The sequence below is a fragment of the Exiguobacterium sp. Helios genome (assembly GCF_014524545.1).
GTDB lineage: Bacteria > Bacillota > Bacilli > Exiguobacteriales > Exiguobacteriaceae > Exiguobacterium_A.
The window spans coordinates 1,133,851-1,156,792 of record NZ_CP053557.1 but is presented as its reverse complement, the minus strand read 5'-3'; the positions used below and the strand labels follow the sequence as shown (position 1 = coordinate 1,156,792).

At 44.8% G+C, this 22,942-nt stretch carries 20 protein-coding genes and 2 tRNA genes; 3 read left to right on the top strand and 19 right to left on the bottom strand.

The features are described 5' to 3' along the window. Positions 1–33: 33 nt before the first annotated feature. The 14 genes from rpmG to HNY42_RS05840 form a co-directional block, all read right to left on the bottom strand. A complete protein-coding gene (gene rpmG / locus HNY42_RS05905; RefSeq protein ID WP_012369771.1) occupies positions 34–183 on the bottom strand; it encodes a 50S ribosomal protein L33 in 150 nt (49 codons plus the stop codon). A 104-nt stretch (positions 184–287) separates the two neighbouring features. Then, positions 288–2,471 carry a glycoside hydrolase family 57 protein gene (locus HNY42_RS05900; protein ID WP_188005247.1) on the bottom strand — a complete coding sequence of 728 codons (2,184 nt, stop codon included), beginning with the start codon at positions 2,469–2,471 and terminating at the stop codon, positions 288–290. A gap of 39 nt (positions 2,472–2,510) precedes the next feature. Next, complete coding sequence (locus HNY42_RS05895; protein WP_188005246.1) at positions 2,511–3,248, bottom strand: DUF4912 domain-containing protein; 738 nt, start codon at positions 3,246–3,248, stop codon at positions 2,511–2,513. A gap of 107 nt (positions 3,249–3,355) precedes the next feature. After that, positions 3,356–4,018 carry a phosphate signaling complex protein PhoU gene (phoU, locus tag HNY42_RS05890; protein ID WP_114596376.1) on the bottom strand — a complete coding sequence of 221 codons (663 nt, stop codon included), beginning with the start codon at positions 4,016–4,018 and terminating at the stop codon, positions 3,356–3,358. Between the two features lie 17 nt (positions 4,019–4,035). Beyond that, positions 4,036–4,812, bottom strand: a complete 777-nt coding sequence (gene pstB, locus HNY42_RS05885; protein ID WP_051524104.1) for a phosphate ABC transporter ATP-binding protein PstB — start codon at positions 4,810–4,812, stop codon at positions 4,036–4,038. A gap of 100 nt (positions 4,813–4,912) precedes the next feature. After that, a complete protein-coding gene (gene pstA / locus HNY42_RS05880) occupies positions 4,913–5,821 on the bottom strand; it encodes a phosphate ABC transporter permease PstA (RefSeq protein WP_131503162.1) in 909 nt (302 codons plus the stop codon). A 1-nt stretch (position 5,822) separates the two neighbouring features. Further along, a complete protein-coding gene (pstC, locus tag HNY42_RS05875) occupies positions 5,823–6,764 on the bottom strand; it encodes a phosphate ABC transporter permease subunit PstC (protein WP_131503163.1) in 942 nt (313 codons plus the stop codon). Positions 6,765–6,859: 95 nt separating this feature from the next. Then, positions 6,860–7,804 carry a PstS family phosphate ABC transporter substrate-binding protein gene (locus HNY42_RS05870; protein ID WP_131503164.1) on the bottom strand — a complete coding sequence of 315 codons (945 nt, stop codon included), beginning with the start codon at positions 7,802–7,804 and terminating at the stop codon, positions 6,860–6,862. A 225-nt stretch (positions 7,805–8,029) separates the two neighbouring features. Then, positions 8,030–10,102, bottom strand: coding sequence for a peptidoglycan D,D-transpeptidase FtsI family protein (locus tag HNY42_RS05865; protein ID WP_131503165.1), 2,073 nt, complete (start codon positions 10,100–10,102; stop codon positions 8,030–8,032). Between the two features lie 137 nt (positions 10,103–10,239). After that, positions 10,240–10,848, bottom strand: a complete 609-nt coding sequence (locus tag HNY42_RS05860) for a superoxide dismutase (RefSeq protein ID WP_131973194.1) — start codon at positions 10,846–10,848, stop codon at positions 10,240–10,242. Between the two features lie 93 nt (positions 10,849–10,941). Further along, on the bottom strand, positions 10,942–12,402 hold the full coding sequence (locus HNY42_RS05855) for an alpha-amylase (protein ID WP_131503167.1): 1,461 nt from the start codon (positions 12,400–12,402) through the stop codon (positions 10,942–10,944). A gap of 129 nt (positions 12,403–12,531) precedes the next feature. Then, positions 12,532–12,605 (bottom strand) — tRNA-Ile (locus HNY42_RS05850). An 11-nt stretch (positions 12,606–12,616) separates the two neighbouring features. Beyond that, positions 12,617–12,690 (bottom strand) — tRNA-Met (locus HNY42_RS05845). 119 nt (positions 12,691–12,809) lie between these two features. Beyond that, positions 12,810–14,450 (bottom strand): Na/Pi cotransporter family protein, encoded by a 1,641-nt coding sequence (locus HNY42_RS05840; protein WP_188005245.1) that lies wholly within the window; start codon positions 14,448–14,450, stop codon positions 12,810–12,812. 340 nt (positions 14,451–14,790) lie between these two features. On the opposite strand from HNY42_RS05840, the gene HNY42_RS05835 reads away from it, so the two are divergent. The 3 genes from HNY42_RS05835 to HNY42_RS05825 all read left to right on the top strand — a co-directional run bounded on the left by HNY42_RS05835 (position 14,791) and on the right by HNY42_RS05825 (position 17,114). Beyond that, positions 14,791–15,144 (top strand): autophagy-related protein 27, encoded by a 354-nt coding sequence (locus tag HNY42_RS05835; protein ID WP_251138683.1) that lies wholly within the window; start codon positions 14,791–14,793, stop codon positions 15,142–15,144. A 191-nt stretch (positions 15,145–15,335) separates the two neighbouring features. Continuing rightward, entirely contained in the window at positions 15,336–16,445 is a 1,110-nt protein-coding gene (ispG, locus tag HNY42_RS05830) for a flavodoxin-dependent (E)-4-hydroxy-3-methylbut-2-enyl-diphosphate synthase (protein WP_026833607.1), read from the top strand. A 99-nt stretch (positions 16,446–16,544) separates the two neighbouring features. Next, positions 16,545–17,114, top strand: coding sequence for a 5' nucleotidase, NT5C type (locus HNY42_RS05825; RefSeq protein WP_188005244.1), 570 nt, complete (start codon positions 16,545–16,547; stop codon positions 17,112–17,114). A gap of 21 nt (positions 17,115–17,135) precedes the next feature. On the opposite strand, the gene HNY42_RS05820 is transcribed toward HNY42_RS05825, so the two are convergent. The 5 genes from HNY42_RS05820 to HNY42_RS05800 form a co-directional block, all read right to left on the bottom strand. Continuing rightward, positions 17,136–18,980: a GGDEF domain-containing phosphodiesterase gene (locus HNY42_RS05820; protein ID WP_188005243.1), complete on the bottom strand. Its 1,845-nt coding sequence runs from the start codon at positions 18,978–18,980 to the stop codon at positions 17,136–17,138. A 147-nt stretch (positions 18,981–19,127) separates the two neighbouring features. Further along, on the bottom strand, positions 19,128–20,570 hold the full coding sequence (locus HNY42_RS05815; RefSeq protein WP_131503188.1) for an NAD(P)H-hydrate dehydratase: 1,443 nt from the start codon (positions 20,568–20,570) through the stop codon (positions 19,128–19,130). 157 nt (positions 20,571–20,727) lie between these two features. Next, a complete protein-coding gene (locus tag HNY42_RS05810) occupies positions 20,728–21,150 on the bottom strand; it encodes a Fur family transcriptional regulator (RefSeq protein WP_114596389.1) in 423 nt (140 codons plus the stop codon). Between the two features lie 16 nt (positions 21,151–21,166). After that, positions 21,167–21,991: a metal ABC transporter permease gene (locus HNY42_RS05805; protein ID WP_304999557.1), complete on the bottom strand. Its 825-nt coding sequence runs from the start codon at positions 21,989–21,991 to the stop codon at positions 21,167–21,169. Continuing rightward, entirely contained in the window at positions 21,988–22,755 is a 768-nt protein-coding gene (locus HNY42_RS05800) for a metal ABC transporter ATP-binding protein (RefSeq protein WP_188005242.1), read from the bottom strand. Before HNY42_RS05800 ends, HNY42_RS05805 begins: the two co-directional genes overlap by 4 nt. Positions 22,756–22,942: the final 187 nt, after the last annotated feature.

The following is a 22,942-nucleotide window of genomic DNA, read 5'->3' as shown; positions in this document are numbered from 1 at the left end:
AGCCATCACACAAGGTGACGGCTTCCATCTCAATTATTTTACTTCACGGTGAAGTGTGTGCTTACGGAGACGTGGGTTGTATTTCTTCAACTCAAGACGCTCTGGGTTGTTACGCTTGTTCTTCTTAGTGATATAAGTACGGTCACCAGTTTCAGTGCAAGCCAAAGTAATTTTAACGCGCATGGGATTCCCTCCTATCTAGCTCTCGATGTATCAAGTATTTTTGCTTTACATAAGGTTAAGCATACTCAAGTATCGTACCAAGAAAGGAAGTGAATTGCAACTGTTCATCCGTTCTTTTTTGGATTCATTACATGCTGGTATGGATTTTCAAGGTCCACCTGGAATGTACGCAGTTCTTTTGCGACATGATAATCATGTTCGATCCCGTTTCTTGCTTCTTCTCGCTCGAGATAAATGACGTCTGAATGACGTAATGCTTCTCCTTCGAGTCGCTTGATTGCTACGACAAGCCCACCTGTTCCTGACGGAGAACGTTCGCTTTCCAAGTCATACACGTTGCTGACAAGTGGTAAGCCGTTCATTTCAGCAAAGGATTGAGCCGCTGAAGCCGTCTCCATATTAAAGTTATGAACAAGTCGGAACTCGACGATTTTATTCAATGCCTGTGCTTGACGCAAGACTGCCAGATTTAAGCCGGCCAATTGATTATACGTCTGAACGAGCGGTAGACCATTGACCTCGACCTGATAGACATGCACACCGTCTTGATGCTGATAACCGGCTGTCCCTGATGTAATGACATAAACATTTTCACCTGATGCGGCTAATCGTTTCGCATATTCCGCAACGGGACGGTTTGAATCATCGTATTGCGTCGTCACAAGTAAAATAGCTTCGCTGTTCCACGATACCTCACGTTGAACGGCCACATAATAATCATGCGGAGTCAGGAAGACATCCGGTTCAATGTCGGTATCAGCGAGGAACGGATATTCTGCATACCGCTCTTCTAGCCAATCAAGCGTCAGCTCCTGCGCATCGAGACGACGTTCCGTTTCTTCAAATCGTTTAATATGTTCACGGAACCGGTTCGCTGCATATTGTGCCGTTGTCTGTCCATCGAGAATAAACGGCCAGTCACTCGAGACGGCAAGCAGATATTCGCGAATCAACTGACGTTTGGCTTTCACCGTCAATTCATCCTGATGACGATTCCGGGCAACGACGCCTGCCAAACGTTTTTCAAGTTGGTGCAAGTGACGGATCATCCAATCGTTGCGTTCATTGATCCAGACATCCGCATAACCTTTGCGTCCCCACGTTCCCATCGCAATGTGAACCGTTTCGATATCCTGGAAGTGACGTTCCAAAAACATCGCCGGAGAAATCGACTCAATCCCGTAATCTTCGAATCGTTCCATCGTTTTTCCGAGGAAGTCCGGCCCTTCGAACCACCAATGTCCAAATAACTCAGCATCGAACGGTGCCGTCACGAGGAATGGTGGAAAATCTTGTGCGCTCTGCTCATCTAAATGGTTGGCAAGTGCTTCCGCAAAATCAGTCGCATGGACATCTGTCCGTTTCCAAGCCCAATCCCGGACATAATATTCTTTTTGATCCGACTCGCCCGTCACCCGGTGAAGTTTTAATCCTGTATCGTAACGAAGTCCTTCTGGATGCATGAATTCGGCGATTTGATCCCATTCGCGGTCATATGCAAGGTCGCGGTAAAACTCACGGTAATCCGGATGCCCAGGATAACCGATGACCGAACTCCAAATCCGGCCCGAGATGATTTGATCACGCGGGAACAATGCAACACCATGCGGCGAATAGACAGGTGCACCAATCCCGTGTTTCGGGGCAGGATCCGCATTCAGGATAGAATGTTCGTCAACGAACGTATACCGGATTCCTTCTTCGTACATGATCTTATCAAGACCTGGCGTATACGCACATTCCGGCATCCACAGACCCGTCGGACGATAGCCGTAATGGCGTTCGAAACAGTTTAATCCGGTTTGGATTTCAGACCGTGCTGCTTGTTCCGACAACATGTGCGGACTGAATCCGTGTGTCGCGGTACACGTCATCAACTCAAGATACCCTTGTTCTTTATAATGACGGAAGGCGCTGTTTAAGTTCCGGCCCCAATGCTCAAACGTTACTTTTAAGTCGTGGTACCGTTCTTTATAGAAAAGCAAGGCATCACGTTCCTCGTTCCCTAAATCGCGTTGTAACTCCTGTTCAATCAATCGTAACGTATCGTCCAGGTGCTCCACGTAACGATCTTGGATGAGTGAATCTGCTAACATCTCAATGACGGGTGGCGAGATACTGATCGTCCAACCAAGCGGACGCTCCAAGCGATCGATTTCCCACAATAATGGAATATACGTTTCGGAGATGGCTTCGTACATCCATCTTTCTTCTAGACGATGGGCTTCCCGATGTCGGATATATGGTAAATGGGCATGTAACACTAATGAAAAATAACCTTTGCGCATGTCTGTTCTTCCTCTCCTTCTGCTTTCTATCTGTTATCTTCAGCGAACGCGATCAAAATAGGAATACGGACGCAAGACTTCGACCCATTCCGGTTGTTCCAGTTCTCCATATTGCCAATGAGCAACAACCTCTGCAAAACGTCCATCTACGACAGGCTCGTCTCGTGGTGTCTCGATTGGTTTTGAGCGGAGGACAGGAAGAAAATCTCCGTCGATGGTTTGAATACCCCATTCGATGATGTATGTAGTGTTCGGCATCAACGGACGGACAAACCATGTATTCGTCATTTCCGGCAATTCAAATTGATACGTACGATTCGCTTCACCTTTTTCGTAATCACGTAACGTCACATCAATGATCCGCATTTCTTTTCGGAATGAATCGAATGATGCGTGGTAATGTGTCTCAAGCATCTTTCGAGACAATTCAGACAATTCCCAGTAAACATAGACAGATGTCGGAGATTGGACGATCGCATGGATGATGTCGTCTTCGTAATGAGTCGCCATTCCAAATGCATCTCGCTCCAATGAAGGGATTGCTGTCAATGCCGGTACGATTTCGTTTTGTTTCGGAGCACTCACGGTTACGCCTGCCTTCTTCTTATTAGGTTTGGTGACCGCAGCTGATTCCGTTGAAACTGTTTTATTTTCCGTTAGCGACTTTCGGTATTTACTCCAGGCATATTTAACCTTACCTTCTGTCGATTCCACTTTTTCTGCAATTTGTTTAATGGTTAGTCCTTGTTCTTTTAATTTTATGATTTTTTCAAGCATTACCTATCACCTCTTTCTCTTTATTCACTTCTTTCTTATTCTACAAACTTGTTTCAAAATCCTTTACAAAAAAAGTAGGCTGAGGATTTCCCTCTAGCCTACTGTACTTAGCTATTTAAATCATAGTGTTTTCCTTTTGCCATGTAAATCAAATGCTCACCTACGTTCGTTAAATGGTCGCCCATTCGTTCGATATACCGGCAAATATTTGTGAATTGCATGATTTCATCCACTACAACCGGTTGCAGGGACATATGCCGCATATACTGGCGCAACGCTTTATAGGTCGTGTCATCAATGATGTTATCGAGATCAGACAGCGCCTTCGCTTTTTCAATATCGCCATCACGATACGCGACGATTGCCGTCTCCGTCATATCCAGTAATGTTTCGAATGCTTCTTTTAATAACGAGATGTCAATCACGTAAGGGAACGTCTCGACACGTAAAACGGCTTTCGAGATATTTCCCGCGTAGTCAGCAATCCGCTCTAAATCCGTCGCAATCTTCATTGCCGTCACCAACCGTCGTAAATCAGTCGCGACCGGTTGTTGTTTCGCGATCAGTAAAATCGCATCGTCGTTGATTTCAAGTTCGAGTGCATCGAGCTCATTATCATTTTCGATGACTTTAAGAGCAATCTCACGGTCATACTTTTCGAGTGCTTCCGCTGTTGTTGCAATCTGTTGCATTGTCTTCCGGGCTAACAAAAATACTTTTTGATCGAGTACTGCCAGGTTTTCTCCAAAAATCGTCCGATTTGCTGCCATTGAAAAGTTCCTCCTCGTTATCCGAATCGTCCTGAGATATAGTCTTCTGTCCGTTTGTCACTCGGATTTGAGAAAATTCGATCCGTCTGATCGAATTCAACGACTTCACCGTTCAAGAAGAAAGCTGTTTTATCAGAGACACGTGCTGCTTGTTGCATGTTATGCGTCACGATGATGATCGAGTAATCTTTTTTTAATTCCTGTACCAATTCTTCAACTTTTAGCGTCGAGATTGGGTCGAGAGCGGATGTCGGTTCATCCATCAGGATGACGTCCGGCTCGATTGCCAGGCAACGGGCGATGCAGAGACGTTGTTGTTGTCCGCCTGACAGTCCGTAAGCGTTCTCGTTCAAACGGTCCTTGACTTCGTCCCAAATCGCTGCTCCGCGTAGGCTTCGTTCAACGATTTCATCCAAGATTTTTTTGTTCTTCACCCCATGAACACGTGGTCCATAAGCGATATTATCATAAATCGATTTCGGGAATGGGTTTGGTTGCTGAAAGACCATTCCAACCGATGTCCGTAATTCTTCGACTTCATAATCCTTATCGAAGATATTACGACCATGGTATTCAATGACACCATTCGTCCGTACGATCGGAACGAGTTCGACCATTCGGTTCAAGGTCTTGATGAATGTCGACTTTCCGCATCCTGACGGTCCGATGATTGCCGTTACTTCATTTTGTTTAATATCAAGATTGACATCTTTTAAAGCATGATCATCACCGTACCATAGGTTCAAATCATTTACACGGTATACACTTTGTCGCGCAGCTACTGGTTGATTCATTGTTTTTACCCCTTCTTTGGCTGGTTTCGTCGTCAGCTTCGTATCCATCATCTGTGTTCCTCCTTAGTGATTCAGAACGTAATTCGTTATATCCAGTTGATTAGTATCGTTTTGAAAAACGGTTTCGAATCCAAATCGCAAGTGAGTTCATCGTTAAGAGGATGACCATCAGGACGATGATTCCGGCAGCAGCAAGACCTTGGAAGTCAGCTTGCGGACGGCTTGTCCAGTTGTAGATTTGAATCGGTAAGGCCGTAAACTCTGAGAAAATACCTTCCGGCGCCCGTGCGATGAAGATAGCTGCTCCGACCATGATGAGCGGTGCTGTTTCTCCAATTGCCCGTGAAACGGCAAGGATGATTCCTGTGATGACCCCTGGAAGGGATGCGGGTAAGACAACTTTGAATGTCGTCTGCCATTTCGAAGCACCCAGTGCTAGAGAGGCATGACGCATTGCCTGTGGTACGGCGCGAATCGCTTCTTGCGATGACACGATGACGACCGGTAAACTCATCAGCGCAAGCGTGAGTGCTCCGGCAATCAAGGTCGATCCGAAGCCCATGTTACGAACAAAAAACGTAAGTCCGAGTAATCCGAAAACGATTGACGGAACACCGGCTAAGTTTGAGATGTTGACTTCGATGAAAGAAGTCATCCGTCCTTTTTTCGCATACTCTTCTAAATAGATCGCAGCTCCGACACCCAGGATGAAAATCATCGGAATAATCAAGAGCATTAAGAAGATTGAGCCCATCAACGCAGGATAAATCCCGGCACGATCCGGTCGGCGTGAAGGTGAATTTTGAAGAAAGTCGAGTGATAACCAGGCTGCCCCGTCGCGAACGACGCCAAACAGAAGAATACCAAGCACGACTAAACCGAATAACAGTCCGATCAGGAAAATGATTTTCGTGACATTATTGACGACAAGACGTTGGCTGATTGATTTTTTCACAGCAACAGGATCAATAAATTTTTTTTGTACAGGTTGTTTTTCTGGTAAGGCCATCTTAATACTCCTCTCTGAAACGACGCGTGATCCAGTTCGCGAGTAAGTTCATCAAAAGAGTAAAGACGAACAACAACGTACCGACAGCGTAGATACTGTAATATTCAATCGTTCCATATCCTGCGTCACCAAGGGCAACCTGAACGATATAAGCCGTCATCGTCTGAACCGGCTCCAACGGATTAACTGCAGCCGTAGGGTTTGATCCCCCGGCAATCGTCACGATCATTGTTTCACCGATTGCGCGTGACATACCAAGAACGATGGAAGCGATGATTCCGGAAAGTGCAGCCGGAACAACCACTTTTAAAGCGACTTCAAGACGTGTTGAACCCAGTGCCAATGCGCCGTCCCGAATTTTTTTCGGAACTGAGCTCATTGCATCCTCTGAAATCGAGGCAATCATCGGAATGATCATGATTCCGACAACAATCCCCGGACTTAACGCATTATAAATCGCAAGACCCGGAATTAATTTAACAAGTAACGGTGTAACAAACGTTAAGGCGAAAAATCCGAAAACGATTGTCGGAACGCCGGCTAATACTTCAAGAATCGGTTTGAGAACACGACGGGCGCGTTCTGATGCATACTCACTTAAATAAATCGCAGAAGTGAGTCCGATCGGCACGGCAACCAGCATCGCAATCACGGTAATTTCAAGGGTTCCGACGACCAGCGGCCAAATTCCATACTCCGGTTGAGAGTTCAGCGGGTACCAGCTTGTACTGCCGAAGAATTCTTTGAACGAGACGACTTCAAAGAAGTGTTCTGTTTCAATAACTAACGTGAGAATGATGCCGATGGTCGTAACGACTGAAACGAACGCACAGAGAAATAGTACGATCGGCATAAAACGTTCCATGATGTTTTTCATACTGAATTTTTGTTGTCGGTTCTTTTGGATCAGCTCGCGAACCGATTTGTTTGATGATGGATTCACCCTTCTTCGCTCCCTACTTCATCATACCTACATAAGAACGGGACCCCAAAAAAGGGAAATCTCCCTTTTTTCGGGCCGTCCTTGTGTAATGATGGTTATTTCATTGCATCTTCAATGGCTTTTGTATTTTCATCGTAACGATCTTGCGGCATTTTGATATAACCGACTTCTTCTGATAAGTCACCTGCATTTTCATTTGTGAATTTAACGAAGTCCGCCACTTGTTTTTTGTCTTTTAATGATTTGTTGTTGACGTACGTGTAGATCTCACGTGAAAGCGGGTAAGAAAGATCTTTGATTGTTTCCGGTGTCGGATCAACTGCGTCTTTTCCTTCAGCTACAAGCGGCACTTCTTTTAACTTATCTTTGTTTTCCGCGTAGTAGGCATAACCGAAGTAACCAATCGCACCTTTTGTTCCTTCGACCCCTTTAACGAGGACGTTATCATCTTCTGAAAGTTGAACATCTTTACGCATATCTTTTTTCTCAAGAACTTTTTCTGAGAAGAAATCAAATGTTCCTGAATCTTTACCCGGGCTGAAGAATTTGATTGGTTCTGCTGGATAAGAAGCATCCACGTCTTTCCATGTCTTCACATTCGGGTCTAACCAAATTTTTTCTAACTGGTCGAGTGTCATTTCTTTGACCCATGTGTTCTCTTTGCTGATTGCGACTGTTAATCCGTCGTAAGCAAGCGCTAATTTCGTATATTCCACACTATTTTTTTCAGCTTCCGCTGCTTCTTCTTCTTTAATTTCACGTGATGCATTTGAAAGGTCTGTTTCACCAACAACAAAACGTTTGAATCCGCCGCCTGTACCTGATACTCCGACCGTGACATCGACGTCTGGTTGTTCGATTGAATACTCTTCACCGACTGCTTCCATGATTGGGAAGACTGTTGAAGATCCATCAATTGCGATCTTTCCTGAAAGATCTGAAGAACTTGAAGAGCCGCCTTTGTCATTTCCGCATGCCGCACCGACTACTGCGATTGACGCTACCGTTGTGATAAGAGCTGTTTTTTTCATCCAAGACATGATTAATTTTCCTCCTCGAAGTATGTCGCTGGTAACGCTACGACTTTATATCCGTTTTCCTTACAAGACTTATACTACCGATGAACTATTAAACCAAAATGAATCCAACGTAAAAGAATTGTAAAGGCGTGTGTTTCTGCGTTTACAAACTCAACTTCATTAGAAAAACAGGTCAATCCATACAAAAAAAAGCGAAGATGAGTTTCCTCATCTTCGCTTTACTAGTTAATTTGGCTTAGTTTGCCATGGAACATCTTTCACATTAAAGTATGCCTTCACTAAATCATGACCAATTTTCGAGTTGACGGTTTCCTGCTCCATATATGGAAGGAACACGGCCCATGCCATCTCTGGATTGTCGTATGGCGCCCAGCCGACTAAGTTCGAGTTCAACGAGCGAACCGGTTGTCCACTTCCATCCCGAAGTGCAATTCCGTCTTCGCCGTAAACACTGACCTGCGCCGTTCCTGTTTTCGCTGCCGCATCGATGCCGGTTTGGGCAATGATTTTCGCAGTCCCGCGTTCTCCTTTGACAACACGATGGAATCCTTCACGGACATGATCAATATTCGCTTGACTGACTTCAATCCGGTTTAAATAGTTTGTTTTAAAACTGTAATCAACTTTCTTCGTTTCGTCTTCAATCGAGTTTGAAGCCAACACTTCTTTTAAGAAGTGCGGTTGTACACGGTACCCGCCATTCGCGAGTGTCGAAACATACTGCGCAACTTGAAGTGGTGTAAAGGCATCATATTGACCAATCACGCGGTCCATCAAGAGCGTGACGCGGTCCGGTGTACCTTGTACCCCTTTTGCTTCATACGGAAGATCAATTCCTGTTGTTACACCGAGACCAAATTGACTGTAATAATTCTGCATGATCGCTGCAGCCGCATCGACGCTCGCGCCAGCGACACCGTTACTCGGGTATTTCGCCATCCGCATCGCGATGTTAAACATGTAGACGTTTGACGAACGTTCGAGTGCCGTCAGGTCCGTAATCGGTCCCATGTTGACGTACGATCCTTTTTTCGTCCCACCAATTGTGATCGGCGCATCATTGATGACCTCGTTTTGACGAATGACTCCTTCTTCGAGCCCCATCGCAACTGTTGCCCCTTTAATCGTTGAACCGATTTGCAGAGAAGTCAACACGTTATTGATGGCAACATCACTGAATTTATTCGTCGCAGTGTCAAGCTTCTGACCGGACATTGCCAAAATTTCTCCGGTTTTCGGATTCATGACAACAGCGTATCCTTCTTTAAGATAACCGCTTCCCATGCCGCGCCCCATCTTGATGGCTTGCTGCAAGATCTGGTCAACTTGTTTGTTGTATTCTGCATCAACCGTCAAGACGAGATCTTTCCCGGATTCGCCTTCTTCACGATTCGGTTCACCGACCGGTTCACCGTTAAACGTTTCATAGACATCGTAAGCCGGTTTTCCGCGCAACAGATCTTCATACTGTTGCTCGAGGAATGATGTTCCGACCCGGTCGTTCAGGCTGTATCCTTTTGCCTTGAATTCCGCTTGTTGTTCTGCAGGAATTTTCGAGTACTTCCCGAAGATATTTCGTAACGTTCCTTCATATGGATATGAGCGTTCATAAAACGGCTCAACCGATACTCCTTTTAGATCTTCAAGGTTTTCATCGATAATCGCCATTTCTTTAGCATTCGCTCCTAATTTAACGAGCTGCGGGTCCAGGGCATAACCGACTTCCATGTTGTGTTTGATGGCGATGATTTCCATCGTCTTATCATCAAAATCGATATCTTTTTTCGTAATCGTATCGAGGCGAATTTGATCCTGCTCCGAAATTGACAATTTGTTCTGTTCTTCAGCGTTTGGATAACGCTTTTCCACTGCCTTCTTATACCGTCGATCTGATTCTTCACTGTTGACAGCTACCCAGTAATCTTTCATGTCACGTTCCGTGACTTTCCAATCGTCTTTCGGAAGATTGATGATTGCCGCAAGACGCGAAGCGATTTCAATCCGTTCGTCGACTTTCGTATTCTGGGAACGACGATAGACAATCGAGTATTTCGAGATCGTATCGACTAACAACCGGCCATCGCGGTCATAAATCTTCCCACGCGGAACTTCGTATTTCGAAGCAATCATTTCCGTTTTTTGAACTTCACGTGAAATCTTTTCACCATTCACAATCTGGACGACACCTAAGCGGAAAATTAAAATCGCAAACAATAAAAATACTACAAAAAACATTAAGTTAAGGCGAAGTGGCAGATGATTCCGCCGTTTTCCCTTCACCGTGATTCGTTTCGCCATGGCGTACTCCCCTATCGTTCAAAAAGTCATCTTGTTTCATTATATAGAAGGAAACTTTCCATAACAACCTATCCCATCATTTTCCGCATTAAAAAACATCGATTCCCGAAATGGAAATCGATGTTTTGATATACTAATTATTTTGCGTCAGCGTAAAGTTTTGCCACATGATCCCAGTCAACGACATTAAAGAAGGCGTTGATGTAATCAGGACGACGGTTTTGATAGTTGAGGTAATACGCATGTTCCCAAACATCAAGTCCGAGAATCGGCGTTTTCCCTTCCATGACTGGTGTGTCTTGGTTTGGTGTTGAAACGACTGATAATTTCCCGCCGTCAACGATGAGCCAAGCCCAACCTGAACCAAAACGTGTTGTAGCTGCTTTTGCGAACTCATCTTTGAACGCATCAAACGAACCGAATGACTCGTCGATTGCTGAAGCAAGTTCACCAGTTGGTGCTGCACCATCGTTCTTTTTCAAGAGTTTCCAGAAGAACGAATGGTTCCAATGACCGCCACCGTTGTTACGGACAGCTGTTTGAATGTTTGCAGGAAGTGAATCCAGGTTTTGAAGTAATTCTTCAAGTGATTTTCCTTCGTGCTCTGACCCTTCAAGTGCTGCATTGACGTTCGTGACATACGTGTTGTGGTGTTTAGAGTGGTGAATCTCCATCGTACGAGCATCGATATGTGGCTCTAGCGCATCATAAGCGTAGCCGAGTTCTGGTAATTCAAATTTTGACATTTTCATGTCCCCCTTTATCCTATTTTCGGAATTTCAGTACTCTTTAAGACTAGCAAAAATAGTTGGTCAGGCGCAAGCAATGACCCTCGAAAATTACTGTTCGTCACGCGGAGCAAATACAGAGACACCGCCGCCTGGAACCGGGAAAACGCCGAAGCCCTCTTCATCGATCACAACCGGTTCTTCTTGGTGGTTCGTATAATCAAACCACTCTTCTCCGGCACGCGTCTCACCGACAAACATTCGTTTTTCGCACATGTCCGCATTCGAAAGTAAAACAGCGCATCCCGAGTTCGGGAATTCTTCGACACCACGACGGACCCAACCGATACAATGTGGATCGTCAAGGTAATCTTCTTGTTCGCCATATGCTTTATGGTAACGGGCATACAGTAAAGCATTGATCATTTCTTTTTTGCCTTCGACCGGGTGAGGTCCTTGGATACCATAATAATCACCGTAGAAGACACATGGATAACCATCTTTACGAAGGAGTACCGATGCATAGGCATGTTGTTTGAACCAGTCATCAATCCACGACTCGAGCGATTCACCTGGTTGCGAGTCATGGTTATCAACGAATGTCACCGCGTTCGTCGGGTGGGATTCAACCAGTGTATCCGCAAATAATGTCGTTAAATCAAATTCTTGTCCCTGTTGCGACGCTTCATGGAATTTATAATGGAGCGGCACATCAAATAAATCGATTGTATAATCAACACTGTCTAAAAATTGACGGCAATCATCTAAATCCGATTTCCAGAACTCACCGACCATATAGAAACCGTCCGGATTATCTCCGATCATCGATTTTGCGAACTCGTTGACGAATTCGTAGTTGATATGTTTGATGGCGTCCAAACGGAAACCTTGGCAATTGATTGTCTCTTTAAACCAGTTTCCCCAGTTAATCATCTCTTCACGCACTTCAGGATGGTTGTAATCAATGTTAGCGAACATCAAATAGTCATAGTTTCCGAATTCATTGTCTACTTGATCGTTCCAGTCTTTATTTTTACCGGAAATCTTAAAGACACCCGTTTTCTCTTCCCGGGCATCAAAATCCGTACCGTTGAAAAATTCATGTGTCCAGATGAAATCCGAATATTTACCGTTTCGACCGGGGAACGTAAACTTCGTCCAGGCATCAATTTCAAATTCTTCTGAAATTTCTTGCGAACGGTCTTCCGGATGGACCTCAACGACTTTAATCGTCTCGAGTTCATCTGCTGCTGCTTTATGGTTCATGACGACATCGGCATAAATCGCGATATCATTTTCGTGTGCGACTTGAATGGCTTCGATTAGCTCGTCTTTTGTCCCGTACTTCGTGCGGACCGTCCCTTTTTGATCAAACTCTCCTAAATCATAGACATCGTAAATGCCATACCCTGTGTCTTCATCTGATTGTCCCTTTGACGCTGGCGGAATCCAAACAGATGTGATGCCTGCAGCACGCAGTTCCGGCGCTCTCTCTTTTAAGCGCTGCCAATGCTTCCCATCATTTTCTACATGCCACTCAAAAAACTGCATCATTGTATGGTTACGTTCCATCTCTCTTCGCTCTCCCTTAAATTGCCATAGTATGAATAGTATTGTATGAACATTATTACAATATCTTTAATATTCCCCAAGCAACCAAAAATAAACGCACACTCTTAAAAAAGAGTGTGCGTTCTAAAATGGACCCTGCAGGACTCGAACCTGCGACCGGACGGTTATGAGCCGTCAGCTCTAACCAGCTGAGCTAAGGGTCCTTAAGTAATAGTAGCGGCGGAGGGAGTCGAACCCACGACCTCACGGGTATGAACCGTACGCTCTAGCCAGCTGAGCTACACCGCCATGATGGTTTGAAACAACTAATATAAGGTTACTAAAATCAAACTCGAATGTCAATAAACTATCTCACAAAAACAAAGAGGAATTTCTTTTCAGAAATTCCTCTTGCTTCATTCACCTATTCAGGCTGTTCCTGAACGTTGCTCGAGTACCAGGTCCGTAATATTGACGGCGTGGTCACCGATCCGTTCCAGGTTCGACAGCAGATCCACGAAGATCATTCCGGCCTGACCGGTACACTCCCCTGCATTAACACGCAAGACATGGTGTTTGCGGAATAAACGTTCAAGGGAATCCAGTTTCCCTTCTAACTCAAGCACTTGACGTGCCAGTGAAACATCATCGAGTTCAACGGCTTTAATGGCTGTTTCGACGATTTTTTGCGTCAAGATGTACATTTCATCCAATTCTTTTTTAGCCTTATCGGTAAACGTAATCCGATTGACGATTTGGAAGTCAACCAGTTCGATGACATTTTCGACGTGATCACCAATCCGTTCAAAATCGTTGACGGCGTGCATGAGAAGTGAGTGATCGTTTGATTCCCGTTCGGATAAATCATGTGCCGCGACCTTAACAAGATAACTTGTGACTTCAGTGTTCAAATGGTTAATTGCATATTCGATCTGTCCGGCGTCCGAGACGTCTTTTTTATCATGTGATTGCGTATAACGGTGCGCTTTCCCAAGCCCTTCTTTTGAGAATTCACCCATTCGTAACACTTCAAGTTTTGCTTGATTCAATGCGAGTGACGACGACTGGTTTAAGATGTTTTGATCCAAGTGGCGTGGTTTCGAATCGACGGTCGTATCCGTTCCCGGCACGACTTTTTGAACAAGCCATGCGATTTGCGCGATGAACCAGCATTGAATCAACGTGTTGACGACATTAAATGTACCATGAGCAAAAGCAATTTGCATTTTCGGTTCAAGATCAAGCGCTCCTGTAATCCAGGTGATGAAACTCGAGAATACAGGTAAGGCAATCAAGAACAAAATCGTTCCGACGATATTAAAGATGACGTGCGCCGCAGCTGTCCGTTTTGCCGCAATCGAAGCGCCGAGAGCCGCGAGAACAGCCGTAATCGTTGTTCCGATATTATCACCGAACAAGACGGGTAGCGCAGCCTTAATATCGATCATTCCGCCATCATATAATTCTTGCAAAATCCCGATTGTCGCAGATGAGGATTGAACTAACATTGTGAAAATGGTTCCAACAAATACACCCAGCAAAGGACTATCTGACATCGATACTGTCAGTTCTCGGAACCATTCGCTTGATTCAAGCGGTGCCATTCCGTCTCCCATGAGCGTCAACCCATAGAAGAGCGCTCCAAACCCGAAGAAAATTTGACCGATGTATTGAATCCGTTCTTTATTGAAGAAGAAAATCAGGAACGCTCCCAGCGCAATCGCCGGAAGTGCAGCTTCCTTAACGTTAAAGCCGATGATGAAGGCCGTAATCGTCGTTCCGATGTTTGCCCCCATGACAACACCGATTGCTTGACGTAAGTTCATCAAACCGGCACTGACCAGACCAACGACGATGACGGTCGTTCCCGATGACGACTGAATCAAGACCGTAACGACGATACCGGCCAAAATTCCAAGAAACGGATTGGAGGTATATTTATCTAAAATGTACCGTAGACGGTCTCCCGCTGTTTTTTGCAGACCATCTCCCATATACTTAATACCGAATAGGAAAATACCCAGTCCACCGATAAAGGTGAAGATCATTTCCTGTAAATCATAGTTCATCTTGTCATCTCCTCATATAAAAAGTGGAATTGATTTGTTGTTAAGAATTCATTGTTTCAACCTCCCCTATTATGTAAAGGTCTGGTGAACTTGTAAATAGATTTTCACATATTCAATTGTTAAGGTTTTATTAATCTGTACCAATACAGAATACCCCTTTAAACAAAAGGTTTTTCAACAATTTAAATATTGTTATAAAACAGAAGAAAGAGTGATTTCATTGCATTTTTTAAGTCAACTGCTTAATTACTTACAAACTACCTTAATTCCAAACCGTGGATTTTTAAAGACTCGACTTGCCGATGTCTCCCTTTATTTTTGTGGATTAGCATGGATTTCCTTGTGGTCGACAATTATTGATAGCATTTTTCTGAAACAGTCGATTCCGTTTATCATTTGGTTCACCCTGCATTTCATCTTCATTGCGATTGCCATCTTGTTATATCTCTTATTCGTCTCTTATCTGAATCGATGGTTCATTCAGTGGATTTTGCCAAGACCCTGGGCGTTTCGCCAAGTGTTTCCTTATACCGTCGCCGCAAACGTCTGGACCTTCCCGATTGGTGTTTTCCTGTACCAATTCGGATATCAGACTTCAGGAGTGACATTCATTATAATCGGTCATGTCATTTATTCGCTGACACCACTCCTGCTTGTTCGCCTGAAGAAAAAAACTTCCCGCCCGTCTTCTTGAAATTAGATGTATCCTTGCATTTAAGGAAAAAACGTCCGTCCGACGACGGATTGACTTTCCCTTATTCGTGTTAAACAATTGTAAATGTTCAATTTTCGTTCTTGTTTCTCGATTTTTAGGGAATAGTTCGATATGATAGTACAAGTAGTCATAAACAATCTGGCGTTATGCCGCAAAAGGAGATTTTCGATATGCCGAAAATGGTCCATCGCTCTAAGACTCGTCCCGTTCGTGTTGGGGACCTTGTCATTGGTGGAAGTAATGAAGTCATCATTCAAAGTATGACGACAACAAAAACACACGACGTCGAAGCGACTGTCGCTGAAATTTTACGTCTTGAAGAAGCGGGATGCCAAATCGTCCGTGTCGCTTGTCCGGAAGAACGTGATGCGCTTGCTCTTGCAGAAATCAAGAGCCGGATTAACATTCCACTTGTCGTAGACATTCACTTTAATTATAAACTCGCTCTCATGGCCATCGAGGCGGGTGTTGATAAAATCCGGATCAATCCGGGTAATATCGGACGTCGCGAAAAAGTTGAAGCGGTCGTGACGGCTGCAAAAGCCAAAAATATCCCGATTCGCATTGGTGTTAATGCCGGTTCACTCGAGAAACATATTCTCGAAAAATACGGTTATCCAACTGCTCGTGGGATGGTTGAAAGCGCATTACATCACATCAAGATTCTCGAGGATCTCGATTTCCACGATATCATCGTTTCTTTAAAAGCTTCTGATGTTCAATTGGCACTTGAAGCATATCAGCTCGCTTCTGAGTCGTTTGATTATCCATTGCACGTCGGTATCACGGAATCTGGTCCTTTACGTACAGGTTCACTAAAATCAGCCGCCGGTCTCGGTGCGATTCTATCACGTGGTATCGGTAACACGGTCCGGGTTTCCCTTTCTGCCGATCCGGTAGAAGAAGTAAAAGTCGCAAAAGAAGTCTTGAAATCATTTGGTCTTGCGGCAAACGCTGCAACGTTGATTTCTTGCCCGACATGCGGACGGATTGAAATCGATTTAATGGCCATTGCTGCAGAAATCGAAGATTACATTGATAAAATTCAAGTCAACATCAAAGTTGCTGTTCTTGGTTGTGCCGTTAACGGTCCTGGTGAAGCCCGCGAAGCCGATATCGGAATTGCCGGTGCACGTAACGAAGGATTGTTATTCCGTCACGGAGAAATCATCCGTAAAGTACCGGAAGCAACGATGGTCGAAGAATTGAAAAAAGAAATCGATGCGATCGTTCTTGAAAAAGAAGCGGAAAAAGAAGCCGCTAAAGCCAGTCAAGCCTAATAAAAAAGAGTCCTCCTCGGGAGCGACTCTTTTTTTCGTTTCCGCTTTTCGACTGTGTTATACTAGTGGCAGAAAATTTATAGAATGTTGGTGATGTAAGTGAAAATCGGAATTGATATTGATGGAACAATCACTCATCCTTCTTCGTGCTTTAATTATATGAACAAATATCTCGGGACATCGATTGATTTTGAGATGGCCTCTGAATACGAGCTTCACACCTATACGGACATGGAGCAAATCGAGTTTTGGGAATTCATGGTCAAATCAGGTCATGAACTCGGCATCTATCGTGAATCCATCCCCCAAGAACTTGTCAAACAACACCTTTGGGACTTAAGAAAACAATACGATCTCCATTACGTGACGGCACGGTCAGAAATCGTCCGTCCCGTAACCGAAGAATGGATTAAACAACATGAATTACCGCTTGATTCTCTGATCATGACCGGCTCACACGATAAATTACAAGTCGTCCGTGATTTGTCCCTTGACCTCTTCATGGAGGATCGTCTCGAAAATGCGATTCAAATTGCGGAAGACACGTCGATTCCCGTTATTTTATTTGATGCACCTTACAATCGTCGTCCTGTCCCTGACAATATCGTCCGTGTCTCATCTTGGAACGAGGCCGTGCAACAAATCCATAAGTTTGCTCCCATTCGTTAAACAACAAAAACGGAAACGACGTCACTCTGTCGTTTCCGTTTGTTTCGTTTCCAGCAAACAAATGATTTCTTCCAGCAGAACAGGTTTTGCAAAAAAATAACCTTGGAATAAATGAATACCGATGTCCTTTGCAATTTGAACCTCTTCTCCTGTCTCAACTCCTTCGACGATACATTCCACATGCATCGACTGACTCAGTTGAAAAATCGATTCCAAGATGGACTGTCGCTTTTCAGACTCTTCGACTTGTTCAATGAATTGCTTCGGTACCTTAAGCTGACGAAGCGGTAATAAACGTTCGAGAACATGATAAGAGGCATGTCCCGTTCCAAAATCATCCAGTGATACCGGGAAATCCAATGTCTTAATCCGGCGCAAAGCCCGGAGAATCGGTTGGCTTTCAAAATCCAAAGACTGACTTTCTGTAATTTCAATCTTAATTTGTTTTGGTTTTAAGCTGTACTTTAACAACATCCGTTCAATAAACGGCATAAAAGAATCATGTGTCAATTGCCGGCGAGATACGTTGACGGACAGACTAAAATCGTCTGGAACCAGACTAATCAGTCGTTTTCTTGTTTTACATCCCTCTTCAAAAATCCACTCGCCTAGACGGATGATCAGGTCACTTTTTTCTGCGATTGGAATGAATACCGTCGGACGTCCGGCTCCCGGAATCATCGTATTCCAGCGAATCAAAGCCTCTAATCCAATGAAGCGGTCCTGATTCGAATCATACTGTAATTGGTAAACGAGGTAAAAATCGCGATTCACATCGGCTCTTGATAAGGCTTTTGCTGCTGCTATGCGAAGTGACTGTTCGTGCCGCCATTCTTGATTCAAGCACATCACTTTTTCTGAATCCCGGATACTCTCCGGGAAGGCGGACGTGATTTGATGAATCCGTTTCGTCATACTAGTTTGATCCACTTCTCCATCATCGATGACCATATACAGGTTCACATAAATCTGATGGTGTTCGATTTGATACGGAGTGGACATCCGCTGACTGAGACGTGTCATTTCTTCCCGGCACGATACTCCAGGCGGCTTTTTCATGACGACCACCAGTGTTCCTCCCTCGACTCGAACCATCGTCAAATAAGGCGGTAACAATGTCTTTAATCGTTCGATACAATCAAATAAGACCTGTTGCTGAATTTCCTCTCCAAAATACCGCACGAGTTCATGATAGTTTTCCAAATGAACACCGACTAAGATAAGATCTGTTTGATTTGTGTTCATAAATCGTTCTTCGAGTCCCCGGACATTCAGTAATTGTGTCTGTAGATCATGACGAGCGGACTCATGTAATTGATCAGCCAATTGCTGAAGACGACTGAGATTACGAAGGTGCAGATGATTGATGATTAAGGCGATACAGATTGCAATCCCAATCATCCCTAGTCGGGCATAATGATCTGTCGGATCAATTTCAACAAGTATCGTATTCGATCGAACCATGATAAATACGTTAGTCGCGACGATGATGACAATGGCGTACCAAATCATAATCCGGTCATAGGCAATCAAGGCAATCATTAAAAATAAAAAACAGTTGGCCCAGACGGTGACTGCCGCATAGGGCAACATACTGATAGATACGAACGGGATGCTCAGTAACATGATGGACAAAAAATGTGATTTATAGTGAGTGGACAACTGACTCCGGCTAATCAAAAATGTCGCTATCCCAACACAAAATAAAACGGCCACAGTCGTCGATTGATTTAAGTACGCGTTTTGAATCGTTTGATCTGTCGTCCCTAAAAAAATCAGTGCTCCGACACTCATTAAGAACAACGCAAAATTCCCAATCCACCGCTGCTGATTGCGGACAATCTCATCTACTGGTTTAACAGGCATCTGTTTCCTCCTTTCTTAAAAATTCAGGCTGTCATAGCCATTCGGCGCCACTTCATCATACTCCTGCTCTTCCACTACTAGCAATTATTTCCTTGAAAATAGGCATCTTTCTTCTGTGCTGAAGAAACATACCTATTCTTGACGCTTTTACTGATGCTTTACCTGTCCGAGCTGATTAATCACATCAGTCGCGACAATACTACTGGGATGAAGCTGTTGTTCCACCTGTTTGGATGCTTGAGCATACCAAGAAGCACCAAGTGCAATCAATTGTTCGACCGAAATATGTTTAAAATAATCTTTTTGACCAATCAGACTCGTGAGGATACCAAACAATGTATCACCACTGCCTCCTTTCGCTAATCCACTCGATGCCCCGTTGATGACATAACCGCCACCCTCCGGCGTCGCGACAAGAATCACGTGGGCTTTCAAGACAACAATCACTTGATGTAAGACAGCATATTCGCTTGCTTGTCCAAATAAATCATCCTGAACCTCTTCGACAGTTTGATTTGTCATCCGTGCGAATTCACCGATGTGTGGTGTAACAACAATCGCTTCCTTCCGTTCCGGATAGCTGTCGCGAATCAAGGCACCTGCATCGAGGATTACCGGAACGTCTTGTGCGAGCAGGAACTCCACCCAGTCAGCGGTCGAATCCGAGGTAAGTCCTGGTCCGATTCCAACGACATCCACCTGCTTCATCATTTCTTGGATTGCTGTCATCGTCTGTTCGAGAACCATCGCTTCCGGCGCGTTAACGATGAGTCCGATCTGAGCTGCCGGTACCGTCGCAACTTGTAATTTCCCCACTCCTGACCGAAGTGCTGCACGCGCAGCCAGTTGAATCGATCCCGGCATCGTCTCGCTTCCACCAATCAGTAATGCCGTTCCGTAGGTTCCTTTGTGCCCGTAAGGATCGCGGGTCAACAACGGAGCAATCGATTCGGTCACTAATTGCCATCCGCCAAAGGCCGGCAAACCCAAATCAATCTGTTCCGGTTTTCCAAAAAATGAGGCTGTCTTCAACAAGAAGGCAGACCGTTTAAAGGCATGAAGTAAAAACGTAACATCTGCTTTTAGTGCTTGTCCGGAAAAATCGGTCGTTTGGTCGGACGGCACGCCGCTTGGTATGTCAATCGCATACAATTTCGCCCCTTGCTGTTGTTGTTCACTGACCCATTCAAATAAATCATGTATTGTTTCCGTCAGTCGGGTTCCGTCAAATCCGGTTCCAAAGACACCATCTACAATCAAATCGTATTGCCCGCAGACCGCCTCCGTCACGAGTCCGAAGTTTTCCGCATAATGCTGATGAAGTTGAGCCGTCGTAGTCTTCGTCTTACCGAATGGCGCATGTATCGTAATATCGTATCCATCACGAACGAGTTCACGGCCAATCACATAACCGTCTCCCCCATTGTTCCCCGTCCCACAAATGATCAGAATCCGTTCTTTTTTCGTATGCATGCTCTTGATTCGCTTCGCGATTTCACTACCTGCTCGTTCCATCAAAACTTCCAGCGGCAGACCGGATGTCTTGGCCCATTCATCAATTTGGCGTGCTTCCTGTGCATCATAAATCATTTTTATCACCTCTGTTCGTCCTATTCCCGTTTTGTTTCATTTCAAGCCAGAACAAATCGAGAGGGGTCAACCCAAAAAAAGGGGAACGGATATAAATCTCCGTCCTCCCTCTCTTGCGTTGAATGATGCTTTCACTTGGAATACACCGGATAACTCCTTATTTCTGACAGGCGGCACAACGGCCATAAATCTCAAATTTATGATCTTCGACCTCAAATCCTGAATCTTTAATCGGTGACACCCATTCCATCGGACAAACATCCAGTGTTTCCGTCTTTCCACACGTCCGGCAAATCAAATGATGATGGTGATGACCAGACTGACAGGCGGCCCGGAATTTCATTTCCCCGTCCAGTTCAGTTGTCTCTAAAATATCGATTTCCGCAAAATCATTTAAATTCCGGTAAATCGTATCGTAACTGAGCGAAGGATGTGATGGGCGCAACTCTTCCGCGACTTCCCGCGCACTGACATACCGATTGGCTTCAAACAGATACGCCAATAAATCAAGACGCTTCGGTGTCATTTTGAATCCGGATGCTTTCATCCGTTCACGCGCTTGTTCGATGTTTTTTTTCATGCATTTTCCCTCCGATCTAAAAACGTTCAATCAGCATCACGAGAATAAGCTCTGCGACCGCCAGCATGACAATCATGCCGCCGGGCGCTAAATCAAATTGATACGCCAAAATCAAACCGCTAATCGTCGCCACTTCGCCAAACACGATGGCATAAAAAATCGTCGCCTTAAAACTTTTGGCAAGTCGAAGCGCCGCTGCGACAGGCAAGGTGATTAGACTCGATACCAGTAAAATCCCGACGACACGCATACTAATCGCAATCACCAGGGCAACAACGATCATGAACAAAATGTGCACCAGCCGAAGACGAATTCCGGACACGCGCGCCTGTTCCTCGTCAAACGATAAAAATAACAACTCTTTATAAAACGAAATCACAAATAAAATGACGACACCTGTAACAATCAAAATCGTATAAACATCTGTCAAAGTCACAGCCGAGACCGTTCCAAATAAAAAGGATACAAGATCCATTGAAAAGCCGTTCGCCAGACTGATGAAAATAGCACCTAGCCCCATTCCCGTCGCCATGATGATCGGTATAGCAAGCTCTTGAAAATGTTTGTACTTCGCGCGCAGCCAATCAATCGTCAACGCTGCCATGACCGATGTCACGATTCCGAGATAAAGCGGATTTAAATCGACCAGACTCGCAACCATACCGGATATCAACAGGCTGAGGGCAATTCCGGCTAGTGTGACGTGTGATAACGCATCCGCAATCAAACTCATTCGCCGGACGACGACGAATGAACCGATCAACGGAGCCGTAAAACCGATCAATACCGCCGCAACAAGCGCATATTGTAAAAACTTTAATGTCATGAACGCTTCAATCACAGGACGACCTCCCCTTGGTGGACAAGAACACGTCCCGGAACAGGATACAAGGAACGAATCGTCTGCTCGTCCAGTTCCCAGTATTCTTTAATACCGCAATTACAACCGAGTCGCCCGTCAACGAGATGAATCACATCCGTCACGAGCTTGCTGACGAAGTGGATATCATGTGTCACAAGGACGAAAGTCCGTTTTTTATCACGTCGCAATTCTTCCAAGATTTCATAAAACTCTTTGACGTACCGTTGATCGACTCCGACCGTTGGTTCATCTAAAATCATCAAATCCGGATCGTTGACGAGCGCCCGGGCGATAAAGACCCGCTGTTGCTGACCGCCTGACAAGTCACCGACTTTCGAATCGCGTCGATCCCACATGCCGACTGTTTCAAGCGCCGTCTTTACTTTTTCACGGTCCTGCTTCGTCACACGCCGAAATAATCCTTTTTTCGCATACAACCCCATCTCGACGACTTCAGCGACCGTGACCGGAAATCCTGAATTGAACGATGCCGCTTTTTGAGATACGTAACTGATCCGCCACCAGTCACTGAAGGCTGCTTGATCCTGTCCGAACAAACGAATCGAACCTTTAGGTTTTAATAAACCGAGCATACATTTGATTAACGTCGATTTGCCGGATCCATTTTCTCCGACGATGGCCAGGAATTGTCCCTGTTGTACATTAAACGTCACTTCATTCAAGACACGTCGATCCGGATAATCATATGTCAGTTGTTTAATTTCAATAATGGGTTCTGTCATGTTTATTCTCTCCTTCCGTCTCATGTTAAAACGGAATAGTTACGTCTTATCAACTGTCTTATTATAGCGCCAGCCTTCATTCGTTGCAACCGATGTAACTTTTTTGTGAATAGACGCTTTTAGGGAGAGGCACAAGGTACAATAAAAGGATACAAGCTGTCGTTTTCAGAATCCCTGATTCGGGAAA

Coding starts and splice junctions, on each gene's coding strand:
- HNY42_RS05895 (WP_188005246.1), bottom strand. CDS start 3,248: ATGCTTGAAAAAATCATAAAATTAAAAGAACAAGGACTAACCATTAAA.
- HNY42_RS05840 (WP_188005245.1), bottom strand. CDS start 14,450: ATGAACTATGATTTACAGGAAATGATCTTCACCTTTATCGGTGGACTG.
- HNY42_RS05870 (WP_131503164.1), bottom strand. CDS start 7,804: ATGTCTTGGATGAAAAAAACAGCTCTTATCACAACGGTAGCGTCAATC.
- HNY42_RS05860 (WP_131973194.1), bottom strand. CDS start 10,848: ATGTCAAAATTTGAATTACCAGAACTCGGCTACGCTTATGATGCGCTA.
- rpmG (WP_012369771.1), bottom strand. CDS start 183: ATGCGCGTTAAAATTACTTTGGCTTGCACTGAAACTGGTGACCGTACT.
- pstA (WP_131503162.1), bottom strand. CDS start 5,821: ATGGCCTTACCAGAAAAACAACCTGTACAAAAAAAATTTATTGATCCT.
- HNY42_RS05810 (WP_114596389.1), bottom strand. CDS start 21,150: ATGAAAAAAAACATCGAACAAGCGCGTGAACGGATGAAAGCATCCGGA.
- HNY42_RS05900 (WP_188005247.1), bottom strand. CDS start 2,471: ATGCGCAAAGGTTATTTTTCATTAGTGTTACATGCCCATTTACCATAT.
- HNY42_RS05820 (WP_188005243.1), bottom strand. CDS start 18,980: ATGCCTGTTAAACCAGTAGATGAGATTGTCCGCAATCAGCAGCGGTGG.
- phoU (WP_114596376.1), bottom strand. CDS start 4,018: ATGGCAGCAAATCGGACGATTTTTGGAGAAAACCTGGCAGTACTCGAT.
- pstB (WP_051524104.1), bottom strand. CDS start 4,812: ATGAATCAACCAGTAGCTGCGCGACAAAGTGTATACCGTGTAAATGAT.
- HNY42_RS05865 (WP_131503165.1), bottom strand. CDS start 10,102: ATGGCGAAACGAATCACGGTGAAGGGAAAACGGCGGAATCATCTGCCA.
- HNY42_RS05815 (WP_131503188.1), bottom strand. CDS start 20,570: ATGATTTATGATGCACAGGAAGCACGCCAAATTGATGAATGGGCCAAG.
- HNY42_RS05855 (WP_131503167.1), bottom strand. CDS start 12,402: ATGGAACGTAACCATACAATGATGCAGTTTTTTGAGTGGCATGTAGAA.
- ispG (WP_026833607.1), top strand. CDS start 15,336: ATGCCGAAAATGGTCCATCGCTCTAAGACTCGTCCCGTTCGTGTTGGG.
- HNY42_RS05800 (WP_188005242.1), bottom strand. CDS start 22,755: ATGACAGAACCCATTATTGAAATTAAACAACTGACATATGATTATCCG.